Origin of the sequence: Variovorax nivicola, assembly GCF_051216475.1 — a bacterium.
Classification (GTDB): domain Bacteria; phylum Pseudomonadota; class Gammaproteobacteria; order Burkholderiales; family Burkholderiaceae_C; genus Variovorax.
The window spans coordinates 188,006-209,240 of record NZ_JBPJZK010000008.1; the positions used below are offsets into that span (position 1 = coordinate 188,006).

Sequence of the window (21,235 nt, forward strand, 5' to 3'; positions counted from 1 at the left end):
CTAGATGAGGTCTCAAGCGGCACTCACGATTGAACGGCCGCGCAGTGTAAGGGACACACATTCCTTGTCCCCATTGTGTTGATTCAGGAGTTCTTCATCATGTTTTTCGCCCCCACCCTTCGCACCGCCCGCTTCGCTCCCCGTGCCTACGACCGCTCGTTCGAACGCTTCGTGAACGAAGCCTTCGCCGGTACCCGCCGCTCGCCGCTCGTGGAGCAGGACGACAAGAGCTGGACCCTCTCGCTCGACGTGCCGGGTTTCACGCGCGAAGACCTCGCGATCAGCATCGAAGGCGCCGTGCTGCGCATCGACAGCAAGGCCGAAGCCAAGCGCCAGTTCAAGGCCGCCTACGAGCTGCCGCAGGACATCGACGTGGCCACCAGCGAAGCGAAGCTCGAGAACGGCGTGCTCACGCTGAAGCTCGGCAAGCTGGTGCCCGTGAGCCAGGCTACCCAGTTACAAATCAACTAATTTGGCCTATGCCCACAAGAGGAAAATGTTAGTTAAGGCCTCGTTTTGACTTTAAACGAGCACCTTATTCACAATAGCGCTGGATAACGTCACATGATGTGACGTTTTCTTAGAACTTTCTTCTTCGTGGGCGTCTCGTAAACGCACCGAACTCGCTACGGTGCGGTTCGGGTGCCCCCAAAGGCACCATGAAAACGCACCTTCAATCCGCCAACCCCAACGAACAATCCGACACGCTCCTGGTGTTCCTGCCCGGGGCGTACCTGAAGCCCGACGAGTTCGAGCGCGAAGGGTTCATCGCAGCAGTGCGCGAACGCCATCTGGCGGCCGATTCCCTGCTGGTGGACGCGGATGTTTCCTACTACTACGAGCAGACGCTGAGCGATCGCCTCCACACCGAGGTCATCGAGCCGCAGCGCGCCAAGGGCTACAAGTCGATCTGGCTCGTGGGCATTTCCATCGGCGGCTTCGGCGCGCTCATTCACGAACTGGCGCGACCGGGCTCGGTGGACGGCATCGTGGCGCTCGCGCCCTACCTGGGGCGCCGGGTGCTCGGCGCGGAGATCAAGAAAGCCGGCGGCCTGCGCGCCTGGCAGGCACCCACCGGGCCGCAGCCCGACGAAGAGCCCGATCGCAAGCTCTGGCCCTTCTTCCAGCAGTACCTGGAAGCCCAGCCGTCGCAGAACCTGCCACCGCTGTACCTGGGCTTCGGGCTCGACGACCGCTTTGCCAGCAACCACAAGCTGCTGGCCGACGCCCTGCCGCCAGGGCGCGTCTTCACGACCGAGGGTGGCCACGACTGGCCGCAGTGGCGCCAGCTGTGGCGCAATGTGCTGGACGTGCTGCCGCTGCCGGCAATCGGCCGATCAAAGCAACTGCTTACGCAGTCTCCGGTAGCGAAGCCTCAGCTGACGGCGACAGCGAAGCCATGGGCCATCGCGGCCTGACGTCGAAGGCATAGCGCTCGCTCGCTTGCGACAGCCCCGACTGCAGCCGCATCGCCGCAGCCATGGCAATCATCGCGCCGTTGTCGGTGCACAGGTGCAGCTCCGGGTAGTGCACGCGCACCTTGCGCTTCGCGCACGCAGCGTTCAGCTGTTCGCGCAGATTCCTGTTGGCCCCCACTCCGCCTGCCACCACCAGTCGCTTGAGCCCGGTCTGGTCGAGCGCGGCAAGCGACTTCTTCAGCAGCACCTCGACGATGGCCGCCTGCGTGGACGCTGCCAGGTCGGCCTTGTTGGCTTCGAGTTGGTCGCCAAGCTTCTTGGCCTGCGTGAGCACGGCCGTCTTCAGGCCGGCAAAGGAAAAATCGAGATCGCCGCTGTGCAGCAGCGGGCGTGGTAGCTTGAAGGCCGTAGCGTTGCCGCCTTCGGCCAGCTTCGCGAGCCACGGCCCGCCGGGGTACGGCAGGCCCATGAGCTTGGCGCTCTTGTCGAAGGCCTCGCCTGCAGCGTCGTCGATGGTCTCGCCGAGCAGTTCGTAGCGGCCCACGCCGTCCACCCGCATCAGCTGGGTGTGGCCGCCCGACACGAGTAGCGCGACGAACGGAAACTCCGGCGGATCGGCGCTCAGGAACGGCGACAGCAGATGCCCTTCGAGGTGATGCACCCCCAGTACCGGCTTGCCCAGCGCCACGCCCAGCGCACAGGCCACGCCGGCGCCCACCAGCAGCGCGCCCGCCAGGCCCGGTCCGCGCGTGTAGGCCACCACGTCGATCTCGCCCAGCGAGCGGCCGGCTTCGGCCATGACGGCTTCGGTCAACGGCAGCACACGGCGGATGTGATCGCGGCTGGCCAGTTCAGGCACCACGCCGCCGTAGGCCTGGTGCATGGCGATCTGGCTGTGCAGCGCGTGCGAAAGCAGCAGCGGCAGCGCGTTGCCGTGCGATTCGACCAGCGCCACGCCGGTTTCATCGCAGGATGATTCGATTCCCAACAAGAGCATGCCGCCGAGTGTAGGCGGCGCCCTCCGCCGGCACCCGCGAAGGGGCAAACGGCGGCGCTCTCCACGCCCCGAGGCACGGATGTTGCGTTGACCGTGCCAGAGCCCCGCGCCCTCCCACCATGAAATCCGGACTGAGTTTTCTGATCGCTGCCCGCCGCTGCGAAATCGACGAGCTGGATCAGCTCGCCCGCACCAGCGAACTGGTGAGCCTGATCGGCCGCCTCGTCCACGCGCTGCAGCGCGAGCGGGGCATGTCGAACATGTTCCTCACCTCGCGCGGCGCCCGCTTCGCCGACCAGCGCGGCCCGCAGATCGCCGAATGCATTGCGCTCGAGCAAGAGGTGCGCGCCGGCTTCGACCAGCTCGAGGCCGACAACCACCGCGGCGCGGGCGCCGGCAACAGCGCGCGCCTGTTCAGCCGCATCGCCTGGGTGCTCCCGGGCCTGGACGCCCTGCCCGGCCTGCGCCACCGCGTCGATGCGCTCGAGCTGAAGGCGGCGCAGTCCACCGCCGCCTTCGCCAAGCTCGTCGCCGGCCTGCTGTCGGTGGTGTTCGAAGCGGCCGACGGCGCCACCGACCCCGAGATCTCGCGCCTGCTGGTCGCGATGTTCAACTTCATGCAGGGCAAGGAATTCGCCGGCCAGGAGCGCGCCTTCGGCTCTGCCGCGCTGGCGCTGGGCCGCAGCGACGAGGCGCAGCGCCTGCAGTGGCTGCACCTGATCGAATCGCAGGAGCGCTGCTTTCAGGTGTTCACCGATTTCTCCGGCGAGGCAGTGCTCGCGCTCTGGCGCAACAGCCAGCCCGATGCCGAAGTGGCCGAGCTCGAACGCATCCGCCGGCGCGGCAACACCTCCGCCCCAGCCGACGTGCCGCTCAGCCAGGCCTGGTTCGACTGCTGCACCCGCCGCATCGACGCCATGAAGATCGTTGAAGACCGCCTGGCCGCCGACCTGCGCGCCCTGTGCGAGCGCAAGACCGTGCAGGCGCGCAGCGAGCTGCAGGAATACCGGCAGCTGCTCGACACGCTGGCCCCGCAGGCCGGCGCCCTGTTCTTCGACGACACCGACGCGCAGTCGGCCGCGCCAGCCCAGTTCGGCCGCCATCTCGAACGCTCGGTGCTCGACATGGTCCAGGAGCAGTCGCACCGCCTGCAGGCCATGAGCGACGAACTCGAAACCGTGCGCGCCTCGCTCAACGAACGCAAGATCGTCGAGCGCGCCAAGGGCCTGCTGATGGCGCACCGCCGGCTCAGCGAAGAAGACGCGCACAAGATGCTGCGCCAGACCGCCATGAACCAGAAGCGGCGGCTGGTCGACGTGGCCGAGTCGATGCTGGCAATGGCCGACTACCTGCCCATGCTCGACCGCGCGCCGCCGCGCTGAAGCGGTCCGGACCGTTCAACTTGGTGCAGTGCACAACAACCGTGCCACCGCCGCTTCCCAGCCTGATCGGGCCTTCTCCCATGCTGTGGGGCCGCATCCCGCTACTTTCTTGATAGCAGCCCGCAGCTCCCGAAGGCTGGCACACCGCTTGCAAGCAATAAGTTCGTAGGCCCCTCAATGGGTCTTCAGGCAGGCGGCACCCAACGGCGGGTGTCTCCCACCGAACCGGACAAAGGCGTCCCCATCCCGCAAGGGCTCGTTTTCGAGCAGCCCCTGCGCGGTGCGGACGCCTTTTCGTTTTTGTCTTTCTTGTTTGTTGTTTGTCTTCAACCGGAGCCCCGCCCCATGACCGACCTGCTCAAAACCCGCCTCAGCCGACGCCGCGTATTGCAAGCCGCCGCCATCGGCGCCGTCGGCATCGACCCGGCGCTGCGCGCCGCCGTCTGGGCCCAGGGCTCGGACAAGCCCGAGAAAGAAGAAGTAAAGATTGGTTTCATCCCGCTGACCGACTGCGCCAGCGTGGTGATGGCCTCGGTGCTCGGCATCGACAAGAAGTACGGCGTGAAGATCGTGCCCAGCAAGGAAGCCAGCTGGGCCGGTGTGCGCGACAAGCTGGTCAACGGCGAGCTCGACATGGCCCACGTGCTCTACGGCCTCGTCTACGGCGTGCACCTCGGCGTGAGCGGCCCCAAGAAGGACATGGCCGTGCTCATGACCCTCAACAACAACGGCCAGGCCATCACGCTGTCGAAGAAGCTCGCCGACAAGGGCGCGGTCGATGCGGCCTCGCTCGCCAAGCTCATCGCCAGCGAAAAGCGCGAATACACCTTCGCGCAGACCTTCCCCACCGGCACGCACGCCATGTGGCTCTACTACTGGCTCGCCTCCGCCGGCATCGACCCGTTCAAGGACGTGAAGAACATCACCGTGCCGCCGCCGCAGATGGTGGCCAACATGCGCGTGGGCAACATGGACGGCTACTGCGTGGGCGAGCCCTGGGGCCAGCGCGCCATCATGGACGGCATCGGCATCACGGCCATCACCACGCAGGACATCTGGAAGGACCACCCCGAGAAGGTGCTCGGCACCACGGCCGAGTTCACCAAGAAGTACCCTAACACCGCGCGCGCCGTGACCGCCGCCATCCTCGAGGCCGGCAAGTGGATCGACGCCGGCCTGCAGAACAAGAACAAGATGGCCGAGACCATCGCCGACAAGAGCTACGTCAACACCAGCGTGGACGCCATCAACCAGCGCATCCTGGGCCGCTACACCAACGGCCTGGGCAAGAGCTGGGACGACCCCAATCACATGAAGTTCTACAACGGCGGCGCCGTGAACTTCCCGTACCTGTCGGACGGCATGTGGTTCCTCACGCAGCACAAGCGCTGGGGCCTGCTGAAGGAGCACCCCGACTACCTGAAGGTGGCCACCGAGATCAACCGCATCGACATCTACAAGCAGGCCGCCGCCGCCACGCAGACGCCGGTGCCCAAGGAAACGATGCGCACCAGCAAGCTGTTCGACGGCTCGGTCTGGGACGGCAAGGACCCGAAGAAATACGCCGAGTCCTTCAAGCTTCATGCATAGGGAGAACAACATGGTCAGCGCAGTCTTTCACTCACCGCTCGAAGCGACCACCGCACAGGTGACGCAGGTGGCCCCTTCCGTAGCGGCCAGGCCGGCAGCCACCAAGCCCGTACCCGCCCCGGCGCCCGAGCCGCGGGCGCGCACGCCCATCGACCTGCGCGCCTTCTGGATGCGCGTGCTGCCGCCGCTCGCGGGCTTCGGGCTGCTGCTGCTGATCTGGGAGGTGGTGGCCATGAAGAGCACCACCGGCTTCCCCACGCCCGCGGCCACCTGGCAGCAGGCCGTGACGGTGTTCAGCGATCCGTTCTACAGCAAGGGCCCGAATGACCAGGGCGTGGGCTGGAACGTGCTCTCGTCGCTGCAGCGCGTGGCGCTGGGCTTCGGGCTTGCGGCGCTGGTCGGTATTCCGGCGGGCTTTGCGATCGGGCGCTTCGAGTTCCTCGCTCGCATGTTCAACCCGCTGATCAGCCTGCTGCGCCCGGTGTCGCCGCTGGCCTGGCTGCCCATCGGCCTCCTGGTATTCAAGGGTGCCAACCCGGCGGCCATCTGGACCATCTTCATCTGCTCGATCTGGCCGATGGTCATCAACACCGCCGTGGGCGTGCAGCGCGTGCCGAGCGACTACATGAACGTGGCCAAGGTGCTGAACCTCAGCGAATGGAAGATCCTCACCAAGATCCTGTTTCCCGCCGTGCTGCCCTACATGCTGACCGGCGTGCGCCTGGCCGTAGGCACCGCGTGGCTGGTGATCGTGGCAGCCGAGATGCTCACCGGCGGCGTCGGCATCGGCTTCTGGGTGTGGGACGAGTGGAACAACCTCAACGTCGCCAACATCATCATCGCGATCTTCGTGATCGGCATCGTCGGCCTGGTGCTGGAGTTCGCGCTCATCAAGCTCGCAACGGCATTCACATTCGAAGAGGTGAAGTCATGATCGACGACAGCAAGTACATCGAGATCCACGGCGTCGAGCAGGCGTTCAAGACGCCCAAGGGCCGCTTCGTCGCGCTGCGCGACGTGAACCTGAACGTGGCCAAGGGCGAGTTCATCACGCTCATCGGCCATTCGGGCTGCGGCAAGTCGACGCTGCTGAACCTGATTGCCGGGCTCACCACGCCCACCGAGGGTTCGCTGCTGTGCGCCAACAAGGAAATCAAAGGTCCCGGCCCCGAGCGCGCGGTGGTGTTCCAGAACCACTCGCTGCTGCCCTGGCTCACCTGCTTCGAGAACGTGTACCTCGCGGTCGAACGCGTGTTTGCGGCCACCGAAAGCAAGGCGCAGCTGCGCGCCCGTACTGACGCTGCACTTGCGCTGGTGGGCCTCACGCCCGCCGCGCAGAAGCGGCCCGGCGAAATCTCCGGCGGCATGAAGCAGCGCGTGGGCATTGCGCGCGCGCTGTCGATGGAGCCCAAGGTGCTGCTGATGGACGAGCCCTTCGGCGCGCTCGACGCCCTCACCCGCGCCAAGCTGCAGGACGAGCTTCTGGCCATCGTGCAGAAAACGCACAGCACCGTCGTCATGGTGACGCACGACGTCGACGAGGCCGTGCTGCTGAGCGACCGCATCGTGATGCTGACCAATGGCCCGGCGGCCACCATCGGCGACGTGCTCGCGGTGAACATTCCGCGCCCGCGCAACCGCGTCGAGCTGGCCGAAGACCCGGCCTACGTGCACGCCCGCAAGGCGGTGATCGACTTCCTCTACACGCGCCAGGCGCACGTGGAGAAGGTCGCGGCCTGACGCTGCGCCCGCGCCAGCACAACCGGCGTCAAGACATGATCACTTGCAGGCTGTGCTCGTACGACGCGGTGAGGCGCTCGAAGGTGTCGACCAGCGCGTCGCTGGAGCGCACCAGCGTGGCACGGCCGTCGGCGCTGTCGAGCGTACGCACGCCGCCGACCAGCCGCAGCCATTCGTCACGCGCGCTGGCCAGCGCGGCGCGGATCTCGGTGGTGCTGAGCGGCGCGTGCTCCAGCTCGAGCAATGCGGCCTCGAACTCGGCCATGGTCGGCACCAGCCGCGCGTTCGCGGCCTTCTCTTTCAGCGCGGCGGCCAGCAGGGCATCTTTGGCCAGCCGCTGCGCACGCATGCGCTGCCGCCCGCAGATGTTGACGATGCGCAGCGCGCGCCGTGCGCCCGAGGTTTCGAGCGCCTCGGTCAAGGCCTCGGCGGCGCAGAGCAGCACTTCCGCACGCTGGTCGATGTCGGCCAGCCCTGCTGCCGTCGGCCGTGCGGTCAGGGCCGTAGCCAGCCCGCTCCACGCGGCTTGCGCATCCCCCAGTGCCTGCGCACCAGCCGCACCGAGCCCGAGGGTCGCCAGATGATCGAGGTTCTGCTGTACCCGCTCGGCCGACTGCGTGCGCAGCACCCGCGCCCGCTGCGCATCGATGCCGCCCAGCAGCTGCGCCGCCACGCGCACCAGCCGCTGCGAGAGCATGCGCAACTGCCCAGCGCGGTTGATCGCGTCGGCCCACTGCGCCGCCTCAATGACCGAGCGCGACACCTCGCCCAGACGCAGGTTGGCGTGCATCGCGGCGCCGCGCAGCAGGCCGAAGGCTTCGTCCTCGCCGATGCCGCGCGCGGACATCAGCAGGCCCTTGGCGCGGTCGACCCACTTGCGCTCGTCCATGCGGGTGCGCAGGCTCTCCAGTTCGGTGCGCAAAGCAGCCTCGCGCTGCCAGCGGGACTGGGCGCGGGCAGTCAATGCGGCGAGCGATGCGGCATCGATGACATCGGCCTGCATCCACGCGTGCACGCCGAGTACGACCAATTCTTCATGCTGCGTGCCGCCCAACGGCGCGCTGACAAGGCTCAGCGCGCATGGCGGCAGGCCGGCCCAGGTGCGCAATGCGTCGAGCAGCGTGGGCGTGGGCAAAGGCAGGCAAATCAAGGCCTGCCGGGGGGCCAGCGCCTCGACCTGCCGCGCGAAGCTGCCGCAATCCGCAACGCCGAGCACGTCGATACCAGCGCCGGACAGCGCCCGCGCAAGCGCCTCGGGCAGCACGAGGCCGGCAGGTTCATCGGGCAGGACAACGAGAAGGGACATCTTGGGGAAGCAGTGTGGGAACGCACCGCGAGCATAGGCCACGCCCGCGCGAACTCGCGGGCACGCCTCTTGCATGAAACGGAGCGCGGTGTAACGAAGCACCGCTTTGGTGATGAGGCTGCAGGCTCCTGCAGCCGGCCCGGCAATTCACACGCCGGGCACACCCCCACGCCGACAGCGTCCGCTGCCGGCACTCCGCCCCCAACCCCGTCCGTCGACACGACCTCTCCAGGGTCGCGCCGCGGCTTTTCGCATCTTTGAACGCCATGTCCAGCTTCAGGAATTTCTTGCAATCAGGCCACAGCCCGACACTGTTCGCGGCCTTCCTGTACTTCTCGTTTTCCTGCTGCATCTGGGTGCTCAACGGCGCCATGGCGCCCTTCATCGGCGAAACCTTCAACCTCTCGCCGGCGCAGAAGGGCCTGATGCTGTCGGTGCCCATCATCGCGGGCGCGCTGATGCGCTTTCCGCTCGGCATCCTCTCGCAGTACATCGGTCGCAAGAAGGCCACGCTGGTCGAGATGGCGCTGATCGCGGTGGCGATGCTGTTCGGCTTCTTCTTCGTCAAGAGCTTCAACGACCTGCTCGCCATGGGCGTGCTGCTGGGCATTGCGGGCGCGAGCTTCGGCGTGGCGCTGTCGCTGGGCTCGGGCTGGTTCCCGCCGCAGCACAAGGGCCTGGCCATGGGCCTTGTGGGCGCGGGCAACGTGGGCACGGCGGTGTCGGTGCTGGTGGCGCCGCCGCTGGCGAACTGGCTGGGCTGGCAGGCGGTGTACGGCGTGGCCGCCGTCGCCATCCTCATTCCGATGGTCGTGATGGTGATCTTCGCCAAGGAGCCGCCGGACGTGAACGCGCATTCAAGCTTCCGCGAGCACATTGCCTGCCTGTTCGAGAAAGACGGCTGGGTGTTCAGCCTGATCTACGGCGTGACCTTCGGCGGCTTCATCGGCCTTACGACCTTCTTGCCCTCGTACTACTACGACCAATTCGGCGTGAGCAAGGTGCAGGCCGGCCAGCTGACCATGCTCGCGGCCTTCATGGGCGCGGCGGTGCGCGTCGTGGGCGGCTGGATCTCCGACCGCTGGGGCGGCGTCAACACGCTGACGGTGGTGCTGCTGGTGGTGGCCGTGAGCCTCGTGCTGGTGGGCTTCTCTTCAGGCTCGCTAACCGTCACCACACTGGTGCTGATCGTCTGCTTCGCCGCACTGGGCGCGGGCAACGGCGCGCTGTTCCAGCTGGTGCCGCTGCGCTGGCCCACCAGCACGGCGGTGGCAGGCTCGATGATCGGCGAGATCGGCGCGCTGGGCGGCGGCCTCGTGCCCAACGCCATGGGCCTGTCGAAGCAATACCTGGGCAGCTACCTCTGGGGTTTTGTTTTCTTCGCGGTCCTGTCGCTGGTGATGCTGGGCGTGATGCGCGTCATGCAGATCCGCTGGACCCGCACCTGGGCCGAAAAGGGTGGCCGTGCGCGTGTCACGACGCCGCACACGGCCGCCACTCACATTCGCAAGGCGGCACGCTCATGACACGCCCCGCCGTCTTCCGCTCAACGTGGCAGGAACAGCAGCCACACGATGAGCAGCACGTTGAACAGCACCGACACGCCGAGCGCCAACTGGTAGAGCGCGAGCGGGTCGCGGCGGATCAGCGGCGTGGCGGCGGGCGCATTCACCGGGCGGGAGGCGCCGCGCTCCAGCGCGAGCAGCAGCTCCTCGGCGGTTTCGAAGCGCTCGCGCGGATCGCGGGCAACAGCCTTGCGCACCAGATGGTCGAGCCAGATCGGCACGTCGGGACGGATGCGCGAGAGCGCGACCGGGTCGCGCCGGTAGCGCGCCACCTGGTAAGGCTCGATCTCGCCGTAGGGCAGGTGGCCGGTGAGCCACTGGTACAGCGTGACGCCGAGTGCGAACAGGTCGCTGCCCGCATCGGCCACGCTGCCCTTCTCGCACTCCTCCCACTGCTCGGGGTTGATGTAGCTGGGCGTGCCGGCATGCAGCTCGCGCTGGGCCGCGCCTTCTCTTCCGGACAGCGCCACGCCCAGATCGAGGATGCGCCAGCGCCCGTCGTCGCCCAGGTGCAGGTTGCCGGGCTTGATGTCACGGTGGATCACGCCCTGGCGATGCAGCCGTCCGAGCGCGCGGCTCAGCTCGATGCCGGCGGCCACCACGTCGGCCACCGCGCCACGCGCGTTCGCCTTGCGCAGCTGCTCCAGCGTGCGCCCGCCATGCCAGTCGAACACGATGTACAGCGCGCTGGCGTTCTCGGCGCGCTCGTGCACGCGAACGAAACCACCGCCGCCAACACCTCCGACGCGCAGCCCCAGCCACGCCTCGTGCGCCAGCATCGCGCGTTCCTGCGGATCGCCGGCGCGCGAGGGATGCAGCGTCTTCAGCGCGACCAGCTCGCGCGTCTCCGGATGCCGCGCCTGGTACAGCAGGTGCACGCCGGTGTCGGCCACCAGTGCGGTGACGGCGTAGCCGTCGAGCACGTCGCCCACCTTCAGGGCGGGCGGCGGTGCGAGCCGGCGGCCGTCGCCGAGTTCGTCGTCGAGCTGCCGCGCATCGAGCCCCACCACGCGAATGACCAGTGCAGTCGCGTTGTCGCGCGTGCCGGCTTCGAGCGCAGCATGCACCAACGCTTCGCTTGCGGCCTCAGCGTCGCCCTGCAGGGCCAGCGCGGCCACCTGCTGCGGCTTGAGCACGCCGTGCACGCCGTCGGAACTCAGCACGAAGCAGTCGCCCACGCGCACGTCGCCCTGGGCGTAGTCGACGCGCACCTGGTCGTCGAGGCCGATGGCGCGCGTGAGCCGGCTGCGCATGTCGGGATGGTCAAAGGCATGGTCCTGAGTGAGCAGCACGGCCGGCCCGCCGCCGGCACGCACGCGCCAGGCGCGCGTGTCGCCCACGTGCGCCAGCGTGTAGCTCTGGCCGTGCAGCACCAGTGCGGTGAGCGTGGTGAGCGCGGTGCCGCCGTCCTGCTTGCTCTGGCGCCGGCGGTTGTGGTCGGCCAGCCAGCCGTTCTGCGCGCCGATCAGGCGGTCGAGTGCGGCGGTCGGCTCCCAGGTTGCGGGCGTGGCGAAGTAGTCGGCCAGCAGGCCCATCACCGTGGTCTGCGCCGCCTCGCGGCCGTGCCCGCCGCTGGACACGCCGTCGGCAATGGCCGCGATGAGGCCGCGTGCCTCGTCGCCCGGCGGCGCATGCACTGCACCGGCGAAGTCTTCGTTCAGCTCGCGCGGTCCGCGCTGGCTGCTGTAGCCGATGTCCACTTCAAAGCTCATGGCGCGATTCTGAACGCGCGCCACGGGCGCCCGTTTGCTTGATTTCCCTGAAAGGTCCAGCCCCATGAAGAAAATGAAACTCGTGATGGTCGGCAACGGCATGGCCGGCGTGCGCACGCTCGAAGAGCTGCTGAAGATCGCGCCCGAGCTGTACGACATCACCGTCTTCGGCGCGGAGCCGCATCCCAACTACAACCGCATCCTGCTGTCGCCGGTGCTCGCCGGCGAGCAGACGGTCGACGAGATCGTGCTCAACAGCTGGGAGTGGTACACGGACAACCACATCACGCTGCACGCCGGCAAGAAGGTGGTGGAGGTCGACCGCGTCAAGCGCATCGTGCGCGCCGTGGATTCGCAAGGCGACGTCACCGAAGCCGCCTACGACCGCCTGCTGATGTGCACCGGCTCCAACCCCTTCATGCTACCGGTGCCCGGCAAGGACCTGAAGGGCGTGATCGCCTACCGCGACATCGCCGACACCGACTACATGATCGAGACCGCGCGCACGCACAAGAACGCGGTGGTCATCGGCGGCGGCCTGCTGGGCCTCGAAGCCGCCAACGGCCTGATGTTGCGCGGCATGAACGTGACGGTGGTGCACGTGATGCCCTGGCTGATGGAGCGACAGCTCGACGACGTGGCGGGCAAGCTGCTGCAGAAGTCGCTGGAAGACCGGGGCCTGAAGTTCCTGATGGGCGCGCAGACGCAGGATCTGGTGGGAGGCGAAGACGGCCGGGTCAAGACCATCCGTTTCAAGGACGGCACCGAAGTCGCCGCCGACCTGGTGGTGATGGCCGTGGGCATCCGCCCCAACGTGGAGCTGGCCGAGAAGATGCGCCTGCATTGCAACCGCGGCATCGTCGTCACCGACACCATGCAGACCGTGACCGATGCACGCATCTACTCGGTCGGCGAGTGCGCGGCGCACCGCGGCATTGCCTACGGCCTTGTCGCGCCGCTGTTCGAGCAGGCCAAGGTGGCAGCCAACCACCTGGCGCAATTCGGCATCGGCCGCTACCTGGGCTCGCTCACTTCCACCAAGCTGAAGGTGACGGGCATCGACCTGTTCAGTGCTGGCGAGTTCATGGGCGGCGAAGGCACGGAAGAAATCGTCATGAGCGACCCCTTCGGCGGCGTCTACAAGAAGCTGGTCATCAAGGACGACAAGCTCGTGGGCGCCTGCCTCTACGGCGACACCGTGGACGGCAGCTGGTACTTCAAGCTGCTGCGCGACGGCCGCAGCGTGCACGACATTCGCGACAAGCTGATGTTCGGCGAATCGAACATCGGCGACACCGGCCACGAGGGCCACAACAAGGCCGCGAGCATGCCCGACGACGCCGAGGTCTGCGGCTGCAACGGCGTGAACAAGGGCACCATCTGCAAGGCCATCAAGGAAAAGGGCCTGTTCACGCTCGACGAGGTGAAGAAGCACACCAAGGCCAGCGCCAGTTGCGGCTCGTGCACCGGGCTGGTCGAGCAGATATTGATGTTCACCGCCGGCGGCGACTACTCGGCCACGCCCAAGAAGAAGGCTGTATGCGGCTGCACCGACGCGAGCCATCAGGACGTGCGCGACGCGATCCGCAAGGAGCACTACCTGACGCACGACGAGGTGTATCGCAACCTCGGCTGGCGCACGCCCAACGGCTGCTCCACCTGCCGCCCGGCCATCAACTACTACCTGATCAGCACCTGGCCGAAGGAGGCCAAGGACGATCCGCAGAGCCGCTTCATCAACGAGCGCAGCCACGCCAACATCCAGAAGGACGGCACCTACTCCGTCATTCCGCGCATGTGGGGCGGCCACACCACGCCCGACGAGCTGCGCCGCATTGCCGACGCGGCCGACAAGTACAAGATTCCGACCGTCAAGGTCACGGGCGGCCAGCGCATCGACTTGCTGGGCGTGAAGAAGGAAGACCTGGAAGGCGTGTGGAAGGACATCGGCATGCCCAGCGGCTTTGCCTACGCCAAGTCGCTGCGCACCGTGAAGACCTGCGTGGGCAGCGAGTGGTGCCGCTTCGGCACGCAAGACTCCACGCAGATGGGCAAGGACCTGGAGCGCGCGCTGTGGGCCATGTACTCGCCGCACAAGGTCAAGCTGGCCGTGTCGGGCTGCCCGCGCAACTGCGCGGAGGCCGGCATCAAGGACGTGGGCGTGATCGGCGTCGATTCGGGCTGGGAGCTGTACGTGGGCGGCAACGGCGGCATCAAGACCGAGGTGGCGCAGTTTCTCGTGAAAGTGAAGACGGCCGAGGAAGTGATGGAGTACTCGGGCGCATTCCTGCAGCTTTACCGCGAAGAAGGCTGGTACCTGGAGCGCACGGTGCACTACATCGGCCGCGTGGGCCTTGACTATGTGAAAAAGAAGATCCTTGAGGATGCCGAAGGCCGCAAGTCGCTGTGGGAGCGCCTGCAGTTCGCGCTCGACGGCGAGCCCGATCCGTGGTTCGAATCGGCGCAGGCCTCGGTCGACGTGCGGCAGTTCACGCCGCTGACGGCGTGAGCGGAGAAAACGGGTTGAAACGCAGAATCTTCATCGCTTCCGCGGCAGTGGCCGGCCTGGGCGTCGGCCTGCGCGCCAACGCGCAGGTTGCTGACCTCAACGACGCGATCAACAAGGCGGGCCGCCTGCGCATGCTGTCGCAGCGCGCGAGCAAGGCCTATCTGGCGCTGGTGCAGAAGGTGGAATCGCGCAATGCGCAGCAGGTGCTCGACAAGTCGATCGCGCTGTTCGAGCGCCAGTTGAGTGAGCTCAAGGCCCTTGCGCCCAGCCCGGCCATCCGTGCCACCTACGAGTCGCTCGAAGGCGCCTGGAACGCGTTCAAGAACGAACTCACCGACGCCGCGCCGAGCAAGGAAGAAGCCGCTCAGGTCGTGAAGCTCGACGCCACCGTGCTCGCGCTGGCCAACCAGGGCACCGCGCAGTACGAGGCCGCGTCGGGCAAGTCGGTGGGCAAGCTGGTCAACATCGCGGGCCGCCAGCGCATGCTGTCGCAGCGCATGGCCAAGTTCTACCTGGCCACGGCCATGCAGATCGACCCGGCGGGCAGCACGGCCGAAATCGGCAAGTCGCGCGCCGAATTCCTGGCCGCGCTCGAAGTGCTGCGCAGCGCGCCCGAGGCCACCGCGCAGATCAGGCAAGAGTTGGTGCTGGCCGATGCGCAATGGATCTTCTTCAACCGGGGCCTGCAGCGCCTCGAAGGCGCCGGCGCCTCGCCTGCGTTGATGTCCGACGTGTTCATCAGCAGCGAGAACCTGCTGGCGATCATGGACCGCGTGACCGGCCTGTATTCAGAAATCAAGACATAGACGAGAGAGCCCCACCATGAGCGATTGGAAAGTCATCTGCCGCATCGACGATATCCCCGTGCTCGGCGCCCGCCGCGTGACGCGGCCTGCCGGCGTGGACGTTGCCGTGTTCCGCAACGCCGAGAACGAGGTGTTCGCGCTGCTCGACCGCTGCCCGCACAAGGGCGGCCCGCTGAGCCAGGGCATCGTGTTCGGCACCAGCGTGGCCTGCCCGCTGCACAACTGGGCCATCGGGCTGGACGACGGCTGCGCCAGGTCGCCCGACGAAGGCTGCACGCCGAAGTTCGCCGTGAAGGTGGAAGACGGCGTGGTGCACCTGGACGCGGGCGAGCTGGCCACGCACGCCATCGACCTGGAACGCCCGGTCGCCGGCCCGAAGCCGTTCGCGGTACTGACGGTTCTTCCGCTGGAATAACCCATGACGCTCGAGACCCGCTCCACCTGCCCCTACTGCGGCGTAGGGTGCGGCGTCATCATCGAATCGCAGGGCAGCGAGATCACCGGCGTGCGCGGCGACCCTGACCACCCGGCGAACTTCGGGCGCTTGTGCACCAAGGGCTCGACGCTGCACCTCACGGCCAGCGCCACGGTCACGCGGCAGACGCGGCTGCTGCAGCCCATGCAGCGCCTCGTGCGCGCAGAAGCGCCCACCGCGGTGACGTGGGACACCGCGCTCGACAACGCCGCCGGCAAGTTCGCGCAGGTGATCCGCGACCATGGCCCGGACTCGGTCGGCTTCTATGTGTCGGGCCAGTTGCTCACCGAGGACTACTACGTCTTCAACAAGCTCGCCAAGGGCCTGATTGGCACCAACAACGTCGACACCAATTCGCGCCTTTGTATGAGCAGCGCCGTGGCCGGCTACAAGCAGACGCTGGGCGCCGACGCGCCGCCCGCCTGCTACGACGACCTGAAGCATGCCGGCTGCCTGTTCATCGTGGGCAGCAACACGGCTTGGGCGCACCCCATTCTGTTTCGCCGCATCGAGGACGCGAAGGCCGCGAACCCGGCGCTGAAGATCGTCGTGGCCGACCCGCGCCGCACCGACACGGTCGAGATCGCCGACCTGTTCCTGCCCATCCAGCCCGGCACCGACGTGATGCTGTTCAACGGCATGCTGCACCTGATGCTGTGGGAGGGCTGGATCGACGCGAAGTACATCGCGGCCCACACCAACGGCTTCGACGCATTGAAGGCCACGGTACGCGAATGCACGCCGGACAAGGTGGCGCAAATCTGCGGCATCTCGAAGGAAGACCTGCTCGAAGCGGCGCGGCTGTTTGCCACATCGCCCGCCACGCTGAGCCTGTACTGCCAGGGCCTGAACCAGTCGTCGAGCGGCACGGCGAAGAACGCTGCGCTCATCAACCTGCACCTGGCGACCGCGCAGATCGGCCGCGCCGGCGCGGGCCCGTTCTCGCTGACCGGCCAGCCCAATGCAATGGGCGGGCGCGAAGTCGGCGGCCTCGCCAACCTGCTGAGCGCGCACCGCGACCTGGCGAACCCCGATCACCGCGCCGAAGTGGCTGCGTTGTGGGGCGTGCCCTCGGTGCCCGAGAAGCCGGGCAAGACGGCGGTCGAAATGTTCCAGGCCGCAGCCGACGGCGAGATTCGCGCGCTGTGGATCGCCTGCACCAACCCGGCGCAGTCGATGCCCGACCAGGCCACGGTGCGCCGTGCGCTCGAACGCGCCGAGTTCGTCGTGGTGCAGGAAGCCTTTGCAACCACCGCCACCTGCGCCTTTGCCGACCTGCTGCTGCCCGCCACCACCTGGGGCGAGAAGGAAGGCACCGTGACCAACAGCGAGCGCCGCATCTCGCGCGTGCGCCCGGCCGTGCCGGCGCCCGGCGAGGCGCGCAACGACTGGTCGATTGCGGTGGCCTTCGCGCATCGGCTCGAAAGGCAGCTGGGCCGCGCGTTCACGCTGTTCCCGTACGAGACGGCCGAATCGGTCTGGAACGAGCACCGCGAATCCACGCGCGGGCGCGACCTCGACATCACCGGCCTGAGCTACGCGATGCTGGAGACGGCCGGCCCGCAGCAATGGCCGCTGAAGGAAGGCGAAAGCACCGGCCGCGTGCGCCTCTACGAAGACGGCGTGTTCCCCACGCCCGATGGCCGCGCCCGTTTTGTCGACACGGTCTACAAGCCGGTGGCCGAGGCCCGCGAGGCCCGCTACCCCTTCTCGCTGAACACCGGCCGCCTGCGCGACCAGTGGCACGGCATGAGCCGCACCGGCACCGTCGGCCGGCTGTTCGGCCATGTGTCTGAGCCGGTGGTGCAGATGAACGCCCAGGACATGGCGCGCCGCCAGATCCGCGAAGGCGACCTGGTGCACCTGACCTCCAAGCGCGGCTCGATCATGCTGCCCGCGCGTGCCAGCGCCGAGGTGGGGCTGAGCCAGGCCTTTGTCGCCATGCACTGGGGCGAGGAGTACCTGAGCGGCTGCTCTTCGAGCGGCACGCGGCTCGCGGGCATCAACGCGCTCACCACGCCTGCCTACTGCCCGACCTCGAAACAGCCCGAGCTGAAGCACACGCCGGTGAAGATCCTCAAGGCCGAGCTGCCGTGGTCGCTGCTGGCCATGGCCTGGCTGCCCGACGGCGCCGCGCTGGCCGCGCACCGCGCGCTGCAGCCGATGATGGCGCTGTTTCCTTTTGCGACCTGCGTGCCGTTTGCCGGCAACACGCTGGGCGCCGAGCGCAGCGGCCTTCTCTTTCGCGCCGCCGCGCACGACGCGCCCGACGACGCGCTGGTCGAGAAGATCGAAGCCCTGCTCGGCCTGCAGACCACCGACGCCCTGCGCTACGCCGACCGCCGCCGCGGCCAGCGCCGAACGGCCCGGCTGGTGCGCCGTGCCGACGGCAGCGCCGGCCTCGAAGCCTTCCTGCTGGGCGGCGACACCAGCGCCGAAACCTGGATCTCCACGCTGCTGCGCGAGGAACTGCCGGCACAGAGCTACGGCCGCCTGCTGCTGTCGCCGGGCTCGAAAGCGCCGGTGGCGGTGCAATCGCGCGGCAAGACGGTTTGCACCTGCTTCAACGTGGCGGACGTGGCGATCCAGACCGAACTGGGCCGCTGCACCGGCACCCCCGACGAGCGGCTGGCGAAGCTGCAGGGTGCGCTGAAGTGCGGCACCAACTGCGGCTCGTGCATTCCGGAGCTCAAGCGCATGGTGCGGGCGACGCCGGCCGAGGCGATGGCGGAAGCCCCATGACGGCTCTGTGCATAAGCCGAATGACATTCCGGCATAAGCGTTGCAGGACAATCCACCCACCCATGGGAATCAGCCAATACATCAAGGAAATCGGCCGCGGCGCGCGAGGCGCCAAGCCGCTCACGCGCGAACAGGCCACTGACCTGTTCGGCCAGGTGCTGGACGGCACCGTCACCGACCTCGAAATCGGCGGCTTCTGCCTGGCCATGCGCATCAAGGGCGAAACGCCTGAAGAGATGGCCGGTTTCCTCGACGCCACCCATGCGCGGCTCAACCGCATTCCAGCCGGCGACCGGGCGCTGGTCGTGCTGCCGAGCTACAACGGCGCGCGCAAGCTGCCAGTGCTCACGCCGCTGCTGGCGCTGCTGCTGGCGCGCGAAGGCCTGCCGGTGCTGGTGCACGGCAGCGCGAGCGAAACCTCGCGCGTGCTGGCGTCGAACGTGCTCTCGGCGCTCGACGTGCCGCCCATGACCGCCATCCGCCCCATCGCCAACGGCGAAGCGGCCTTTGCGCCTACCGAGCTGCTGAACCCCGCGCTCAAGCGCCTGCTCGACGTGCGCCGCGTGGTCGGCCTGCGCAACCCAGGCCACAGCGTGGTGAAGCTGATGCAGCCTACCGCCGGCCCCTGCGTAGTGGTGGCCAGCTACACGCACCCCGAATACGCGCGCACCATGGGCGAGACCTTCGAGCTCACGAGCATGACCGCCCTGCTCTCGCGCGGCCTCGAAGGCGAAGTGGTGTCCGACCCGCGCCGCACCGCGCAGATCGACGGCTTCGTGCGCGGCGTGCGCACCGAACTGCAGGCGCAGCAGGCCGGCACCACCGCCGAGGTGCCGGGCCTGCCGAAGGAAATCGACGTCGCCACCACCGCCGACTACACGCGCCGCGTGCTGGCCGGCGAGCTTCCCGTGCCCGAGGCCATTGCGGCGCAAGTCAGGCACATCACGCAACTGGCATCCCACGCATGAAAACCACAGCCCACCCCACTCCCCTCATCACCGGCCACTGCACGCTGGTGGGCGCCGGCCCGGGCGACCCGGAGCTGCTGACCATCAAGGCCGTGAAGGCGATCCAGGCCGCGACGGTGCTGCTGGTCGACGACCTCGTGAACGACGAGATCCTGGCCTACGCCCGCCCCGGCGCACGCATCGTGCACGTGGGCAAGCGCGGCGGCTGCAAGAGCACGCCGCAGGCCTTCATCGAGCGGCTGATGATCACCGCGGTACGCGAAGGCGAGACCGTGGTCCGCCTCAAGGGTGGTGACCCGTTCATCTTCGGCCGCGGCGGCGAAGAGGTGGAGCACCTGCGCGAAGCCGGCATCGAATGCACCGTGGTCAACGGCATCACCGCCGGCCTCGCGGCCGTGACCGCGCTCGGCGTGCCGCTCACGCACCGCGACCATGCACAGGGCGTGGTGTTCGTCACCGGCCATGCCAAGACCGGCGCCGGCGCAGCCGAAGACCCGACCGACTGGCGCGCGCTGGCCGCGACGGCGTACAACGCGCGGCTCACGCTCGTTATCTACATGGGCGTATCGGGCGCCGGGCACATCGAACGCGAACTACTGCAAGGCCTGCCGGGCGACACGCCGGTGGCCGTCATCCAGCATGCGAGCCTGCCGCACCAGCGGCACATCGCGACCACGCTGGGCAACCTGCAGAACGGCATCGCCGAGGCCGGCCTGGCCAGCCCGGCGGTGATCGTGGTGGGCGACGTGCTGCGCGGACTGGCGGCCGCCGAGGTACCGGTGGACGCGGATAAATTCGGTACCTGATCGGCACCTGACCAGGGCGAGGACGGCACGAGCGGCGCGGGCGCCGCGCACCACAACGTGGCATGGATCGTGCTGAGCCACAGGCAATGAATGCCGTCGCCACGCCCGAACCCGCCGCCGTCGAGATCGTCGCGCTCACCAAGCGCTATGCCCCCGGCACACCGGCCGCCGTTGACCAGATAGACCTGCGCATCGCCAGCGGCAGCTACTGCTGCCTGCTCGGTCCGTCGGGCTGCGGCAAGAGCACCACGCTGCGCATGATCGCGGGCCACGAATCGGTCACCAGCGGCGACATCCTGCTGGACAACCGCAACATCACCGACCTGCCCGCGGCCGCGCGCGGCACGGCGATGATGTTCCAGAGCTTCGCCCTGTTTCCGCACCTCTCGGCCACCGACAACGTGGCCTTCAGCCTCAAGATGAAAGGCGTCGGCAAAGCCGAGCGCCACAAGCGTGCCAACGACCTGCTCGAACGCGTCGCGATGGGTCACCTGGCCAACCGCAAGCCGGGTGAGCTTTCCGGAGGCCAGCAGCAGCGCGTGGCGCTGGCGCGCGCACTCATCACCGAGCCGCGCGTGCTGCTGCTCGACGAGCCGCTGTCGGCGCTCGACCCTTTCCTGCGCATCCAGATGCGCGCCGAACTGCGGCGCTGGCAGAAGGAACTGGGCCTGACCTTCGTGCACGTCACGCACTCGCAGGAGGAGGCGATGGCGCTGGCCGACACCATGGTCGTCATGAACCACGGGGTGATCGAGCAGGTCGGCTCGCCGCACGCGGTCTACAACCACCCGGCGAGCGAGTTCGTGGCGCGCTTCATGGGCGGCCACAACGTGTTCGACACGCCGGCCGGCCCGATTGCGGTGCGCAACGATCGCATGCGGATTGCCGCGGCTTCGGAGGCTGGTTCGGACGGCACTGCCCTCGCCGCGACCGTCACCGACGTCGAATACCAGGGCACCTACGTGCTGCTCGGCCTGGCGCTCGACGGCGCCGCCGCCGGGCGCCAGAACGTCTCCGTGCTGCTCGGTGAAGCCGCTTTCCTCGCGCGCCCCTATGCGCACGGCGAGGCGGTGCGCCTCTCGTGGGCCGAGGCCGACGCACGCGTACTCGGCCCCGGCGTCAAGCCGCCGGGCGAGCGGACTTCGGCGCCCACCAGTGCCGGGGCTCACCAGCGCGACGACACAGCCGCGCTCGCCATGACCCTGTGAGCGCATCCGCA

General features: G+C 67.9%; 17 protein-coding genes. 14 read left to right on the top strand and 3 right to left on the bottom strand.

The genetic code is table 11. From position 1 onward, the window contains the following. Positions 1–99: 99 nt before the first annotated feature. On the top strand, positions 100–471 hold the full coding sequence (locus tag ACSFBF_RS27750; RefSeq protein WP_435472585.1) for an Hsp20/alpha crystallin family protein: 372 nt from the start codon (positions 100–102) through the stop codon (positions 469–471). 188 nt (positions 472–659) lie between these two features. Further along, positions 660–1,418, top strand: a complete 759-nt coding sequence (locus ACSFBF_RS27755; RefSeq protein WP_435472587.1) for an alpha/beta hydrolase-fold protein — start codon at positions 660–662, stop codon at positions 1,416–1,418. On the opposite strand, the gene tsaD is transcribed toward ACSFBF_RS27755, so the two are convergent. Beyond that, positions 1,351–2,415: a tRNA (adenosine(37)-N6)-threonylcarbamoyltransferase complex transferase subunit TsaD gene (gene tsaD, locus ACSFBF_RS27760; protein ID WP_435472589.1), complete on the bottom strand. Its 1,065-nt coding sequence runs from the start codon at positions 2,413–2,415 to the stop codon at positions 1,351–1,353. The genes ACSFBF_RS27755 and tsaD overlap by 68 nt on opposite strands. A 119-nt stretch (positions 2,416–2,534) precedes the next feature. Between tsaD and ACSFBF_RS27765 the strand changes: the two genes are divergently transcribed. From ACSFBF_RS27765 to ACSFBF_RS27780, 4 genes are all read left to right on the top strand, one after another. Beyond that, the gene (locus ACSFBF_RS27765) at positions 2,535–3,797 is read left to right on the top strand and encodes a nitrate- and nitrite sensing domain-containing protein (RefSeq protein ID WP_435472591.1); all 1,263 of its coding nucleotides are present in this window, start codon (positions 2,535–2,537) and stop codon (positions 3,795–3,797) included. A 345-nt stretch (positions 3,798–4,142) separates the two neighbouring features. Beyond that, a complete protein-coding gene (locus tag ACSFBF_RS27770; RefSeq protein ID WP_435472593.1) occupies positions 4,143–5,387 on the top strand; it encodes a CmpA/NrtA family ABC transporter substrate-binding protein in 1,245 nt (414 codons plus the stop codon). Between the two features lie 10 nt (positions 5,388–5,397). Next, a complete protein-coding gene (ntrB, locus tag ACSFBF_RS27775) occupies positions 5,398–6,321 on the top strand; it encodes a nitrate ABC transporter permease (RefSeq protein WP_435472595.1) in 924 nt (307 codons plus the stop codon). Beyond that, positions 6,318–7,127: an ABC transporter ATP-binding protein gene (locus tag ACSFBF_RS27780; RefSeq protein WP_435472596.1), complete on the top strand. Its 810-nt coding sequence runs from the start codon at positions 6,318–6,320 to the stop codon at positions 7,125–7,127. The genes ntrB and ACSFBF_RS27780 overlap by 4 nt, the downstream gene beginning before the upstream one ends. A 28-nt stretch (positions 7,128–7,155) precedes the next feature. Here ACSFBF_RS27780 and ACSFBF_RS27785 read toward each other — a convergent pair whose 3' ends face one another. After that, the gene (locus ACSFBF_RS27785) at positions 7,156–8,433 is read right to left on the bottom strand and encodes an ANTAR domain-containing response regulator (RefSeq protein ID WP_435472598.1); all 1,278 of its coding nucleotides are present in this window, start codon (positions 8,431–8,433) and stop codon (positions 7,156–7,158) included. Positions 8,434–8,699: 266 nt separating this feature from the next. Between ACSFBF_RS27785 and ACSFBF_RS27790 the strand changes: the two genes are divergently transcribed. Beyond that, positions 8,700–9,959, top strand: coding sequence for an MFS transporter (locus tag ACSFBF_RS27790; RefSeq protein WP_435472600.1), 1,260 nt, complete (start codon positions 8,700–8,702; stop codon positions 9,957–9,959). 20 nt (positions 9,960–9,979) lie between these two features. Here ACSFBF_RS27790 and ACSFBF_RS27795 read toward each other — a convergent pair whose 3' ends face one another. After that, a complete protein-coding gene (locus ACSFBF_RS27795; protein WP_435472602.1) occupies positions 9,980–11,710 on the bottom strand; it encodes a bifunctional protein-serine/threonine kinase/phosphatase in 1,731 nt (576 codons plus the stop codon). Between the two features lie 64 nt (positions 11,711–11,774). Here ACSFBF_RS27795 and nirB point away from each other — a divergent pair, with 64 nt between their 5' ends. From nirB to ACSFBF_RS27830, 7 genes are all read left to right on the top strand, one after another. Next, positions 11,775–14,219: a nitrite reductase large subunit NirB gene (nirB, locus tag ACSFBF_RS27800; RefSeq protein ID WP_435472604.1), complete on the top strand. Its 2,445-nt coding sequence runs from the start codon at positions 11,775–11,777 to the stop codon at positions 14,217–14,219. A 14-nt stretch (positions 14,220–14,233) separates the two neighbouring features. Continuing rightward, entirely contained in the window at positions 14,234–15,025 is a 792-nt protein-coding gene (locus ACSFBF_RS27805; protein ID WP_435472606.1) for a type IV pili methyl-accepting chemotaxis transducer N-terminal domain-containing protein, read from the top strand. A 16-nt stretch (positions 15,026–15,041) separates the two neighbouring features. Continuing rightward, positions 15,042–15,440, top strand: coding sequence for a nitrite reductase small subunit NirD (gene nirD, locus ACSFBF_RS27810; protein ID WP_258350190.1), 399 nt, complete (start codon positions 15,042–15,044; stop codon positions 15,438–15,440). A gap of 3 nt (positions 15,441–15,443) precedes the next feature. Beyond that, positions 15,444–18,242 (top strand): nitrate reductase, encoded by a 2,799-nt coding sequence (locus ACSFBF_RS27815; protein ID WP_435472608.1) that lies wholly within the window; start codon positions 15,444–15,446, stop codon positions 18,240–18,242. A 62-nt stretch (positions 18,243–18,304) separates the two neighbouring features. Then, positions 18,305–19,210 carry a DNA-binding protein YbiB gene (gene ybiB / locus ACSFBF_RS27820; RefSeq protein WP_435472610.1) on the top strand — a complete coding sequence of 302 codons (906 nt, stop codon included), beginning with the start codon at positions 18,305–18,307 and terminating at the stop codon, positions 19,208–19,210. Further along, positions 19,207–20,016: a uroporphyrinogen-III C-methyltransferase gene (cobA, locus tag ACSFBF_RS27825; RefSeq protein WP_435472612.1), complete on the top strand. Its 810-nt coding sequence runs from the start codon at positions 19,207–19,209 to the stop codon at positions 20,014–20,016. The genes ybiB and cobA overlap by 4 nt, the downstream gene beginning before the upstream one ends. A gap of 86 nt (positions 20,017–20,102) precedes the next feature. Further along, positions 20,103–21,224, top strand: coding sequence for an ABC transporter ATP-binding protein (locus ACSFBF_RS27830; protein ID WP_435472614.1), 1,122 nt, complete (start codon positions 20,103–20,105; stop codon positions 21,222–21,224). Positions 21,225–21,235 lie beyond the last annotated feature (11 nt).

Excerpts from the sequence above, each read along its gene's own strand:
- ACSFBF_RS27750 (WP_435472585.1), top strand. The coding sequence starts at position 100 with ATGTTTTTCGCCCCCACCCTTCGCACCGCCCGCTTCGCTCCCCGTGCC.
- ACSFBF_RS27815 (WP_435472608.1), top strand. The coding sequence starts at position 15,444 with ATGACGCTCGAGACCCGCTCCACCTGCCCCTACTGCGGCGTAGGGTGC.
- nirD (WP_258350190.1), top strand. The coding sequence starts at position 15,042 with ATGAGCGATTGGAAAGTCATCTGCCGCATCGACGATATCCCCGTGCTC.
- cobA (WP_435472612.1), top strand. The coding sequence starts at position 19,207 with ATGAAAACCACAGCCCACCCCACTCCCCTCATCACCGGCCACTGCACG.
- ACSFBF_RS27780 (WP_435472596.1), top strand. The coding sequence starts at position 6,318 with ATGATCGACGACAGCAAGTACATCGAGATCCACGGCGTCGAGCAGGCG.
- nirB (WP_435472604.1), top strand. The coding sequence starts at position 11,775 with ATGAAGAAAATGAAACTCGTGATGGTCGGCAACGGCATGGCCGGCGTG.
- ACSFBF_RS27785 (WP_435472598.1), bottom strand. The coding sequence starts at position 8,433 with ATGTCCCTTCTCGTTGTCCTGCCCGATGAACCTGCCGGCCTCGTGCTG.
- ACSFBF_RS27790 (WP_435472600.1), top strand. The coding sequence starts at position 8,700 with ATGTCCAGCTTCAGGAATTTCTTGCAATCAGGCCACAGCCCGACACTG.
- tsaD (WP_435472589.1), bottom strand. The coding sequence starts at position 2,415 with ATGCTCTTGTTGGGAATCGAATCATCCTGCGATGAAACCGGCGTGGCG.
- ybiB (WP_435472610.1), top strand. The coding sequence starts at position 18,305 with ATGGGAATCAGCCAATACATCAAGGAAATCGGCCGCGGCGCGCGAGGC.
- ACSFBF_RS27755 (WP_435472587.1), top strand. The coding sequence starts at position 660 with ATGAAAACGCACCTTCAATCCGCCAACCCCAACGAACAATCCGACACG.
- ACSFBF_RS27765 (WP_435472591.1), top strand. The coding sequence starts at position 2,535 with ATGAAATCCGGACTGAGTTTTCTGATCGCTGCCCGCCGCTGCGAAATC.
- ntrB (WP_435472595.1), top strand. The coding sequence starts at position 5,398 with ATGGTCAGCGCAGTCTTTCACTCACCGCTCGAAGCGACCACCGCACAG.
- ACSFBF_RS27795 (WP_435472602.1), bottom strand. The coding sequence starts at position 11,710 with ATGAGCTTTGAAGTGGACATCGGCTACAGCAGCCAGCGCGGACCGCGC.
- ACSFBF_RS27770 (WP_435472593.1), top strand. The coding sequence starts at position 4,143 with ATGACCGACCTGCTCAAAACCCGCCTCAGCCGACGCCGCGTATTGCAA.
- ACSFBF_RS27830 (WP_435472614.1), top strand. The coding sequence starts at position 20,103 with ATGAATGCCGTCGCCACGCCCGAACCCGCCGCCGTCGAGATCGTCGCG.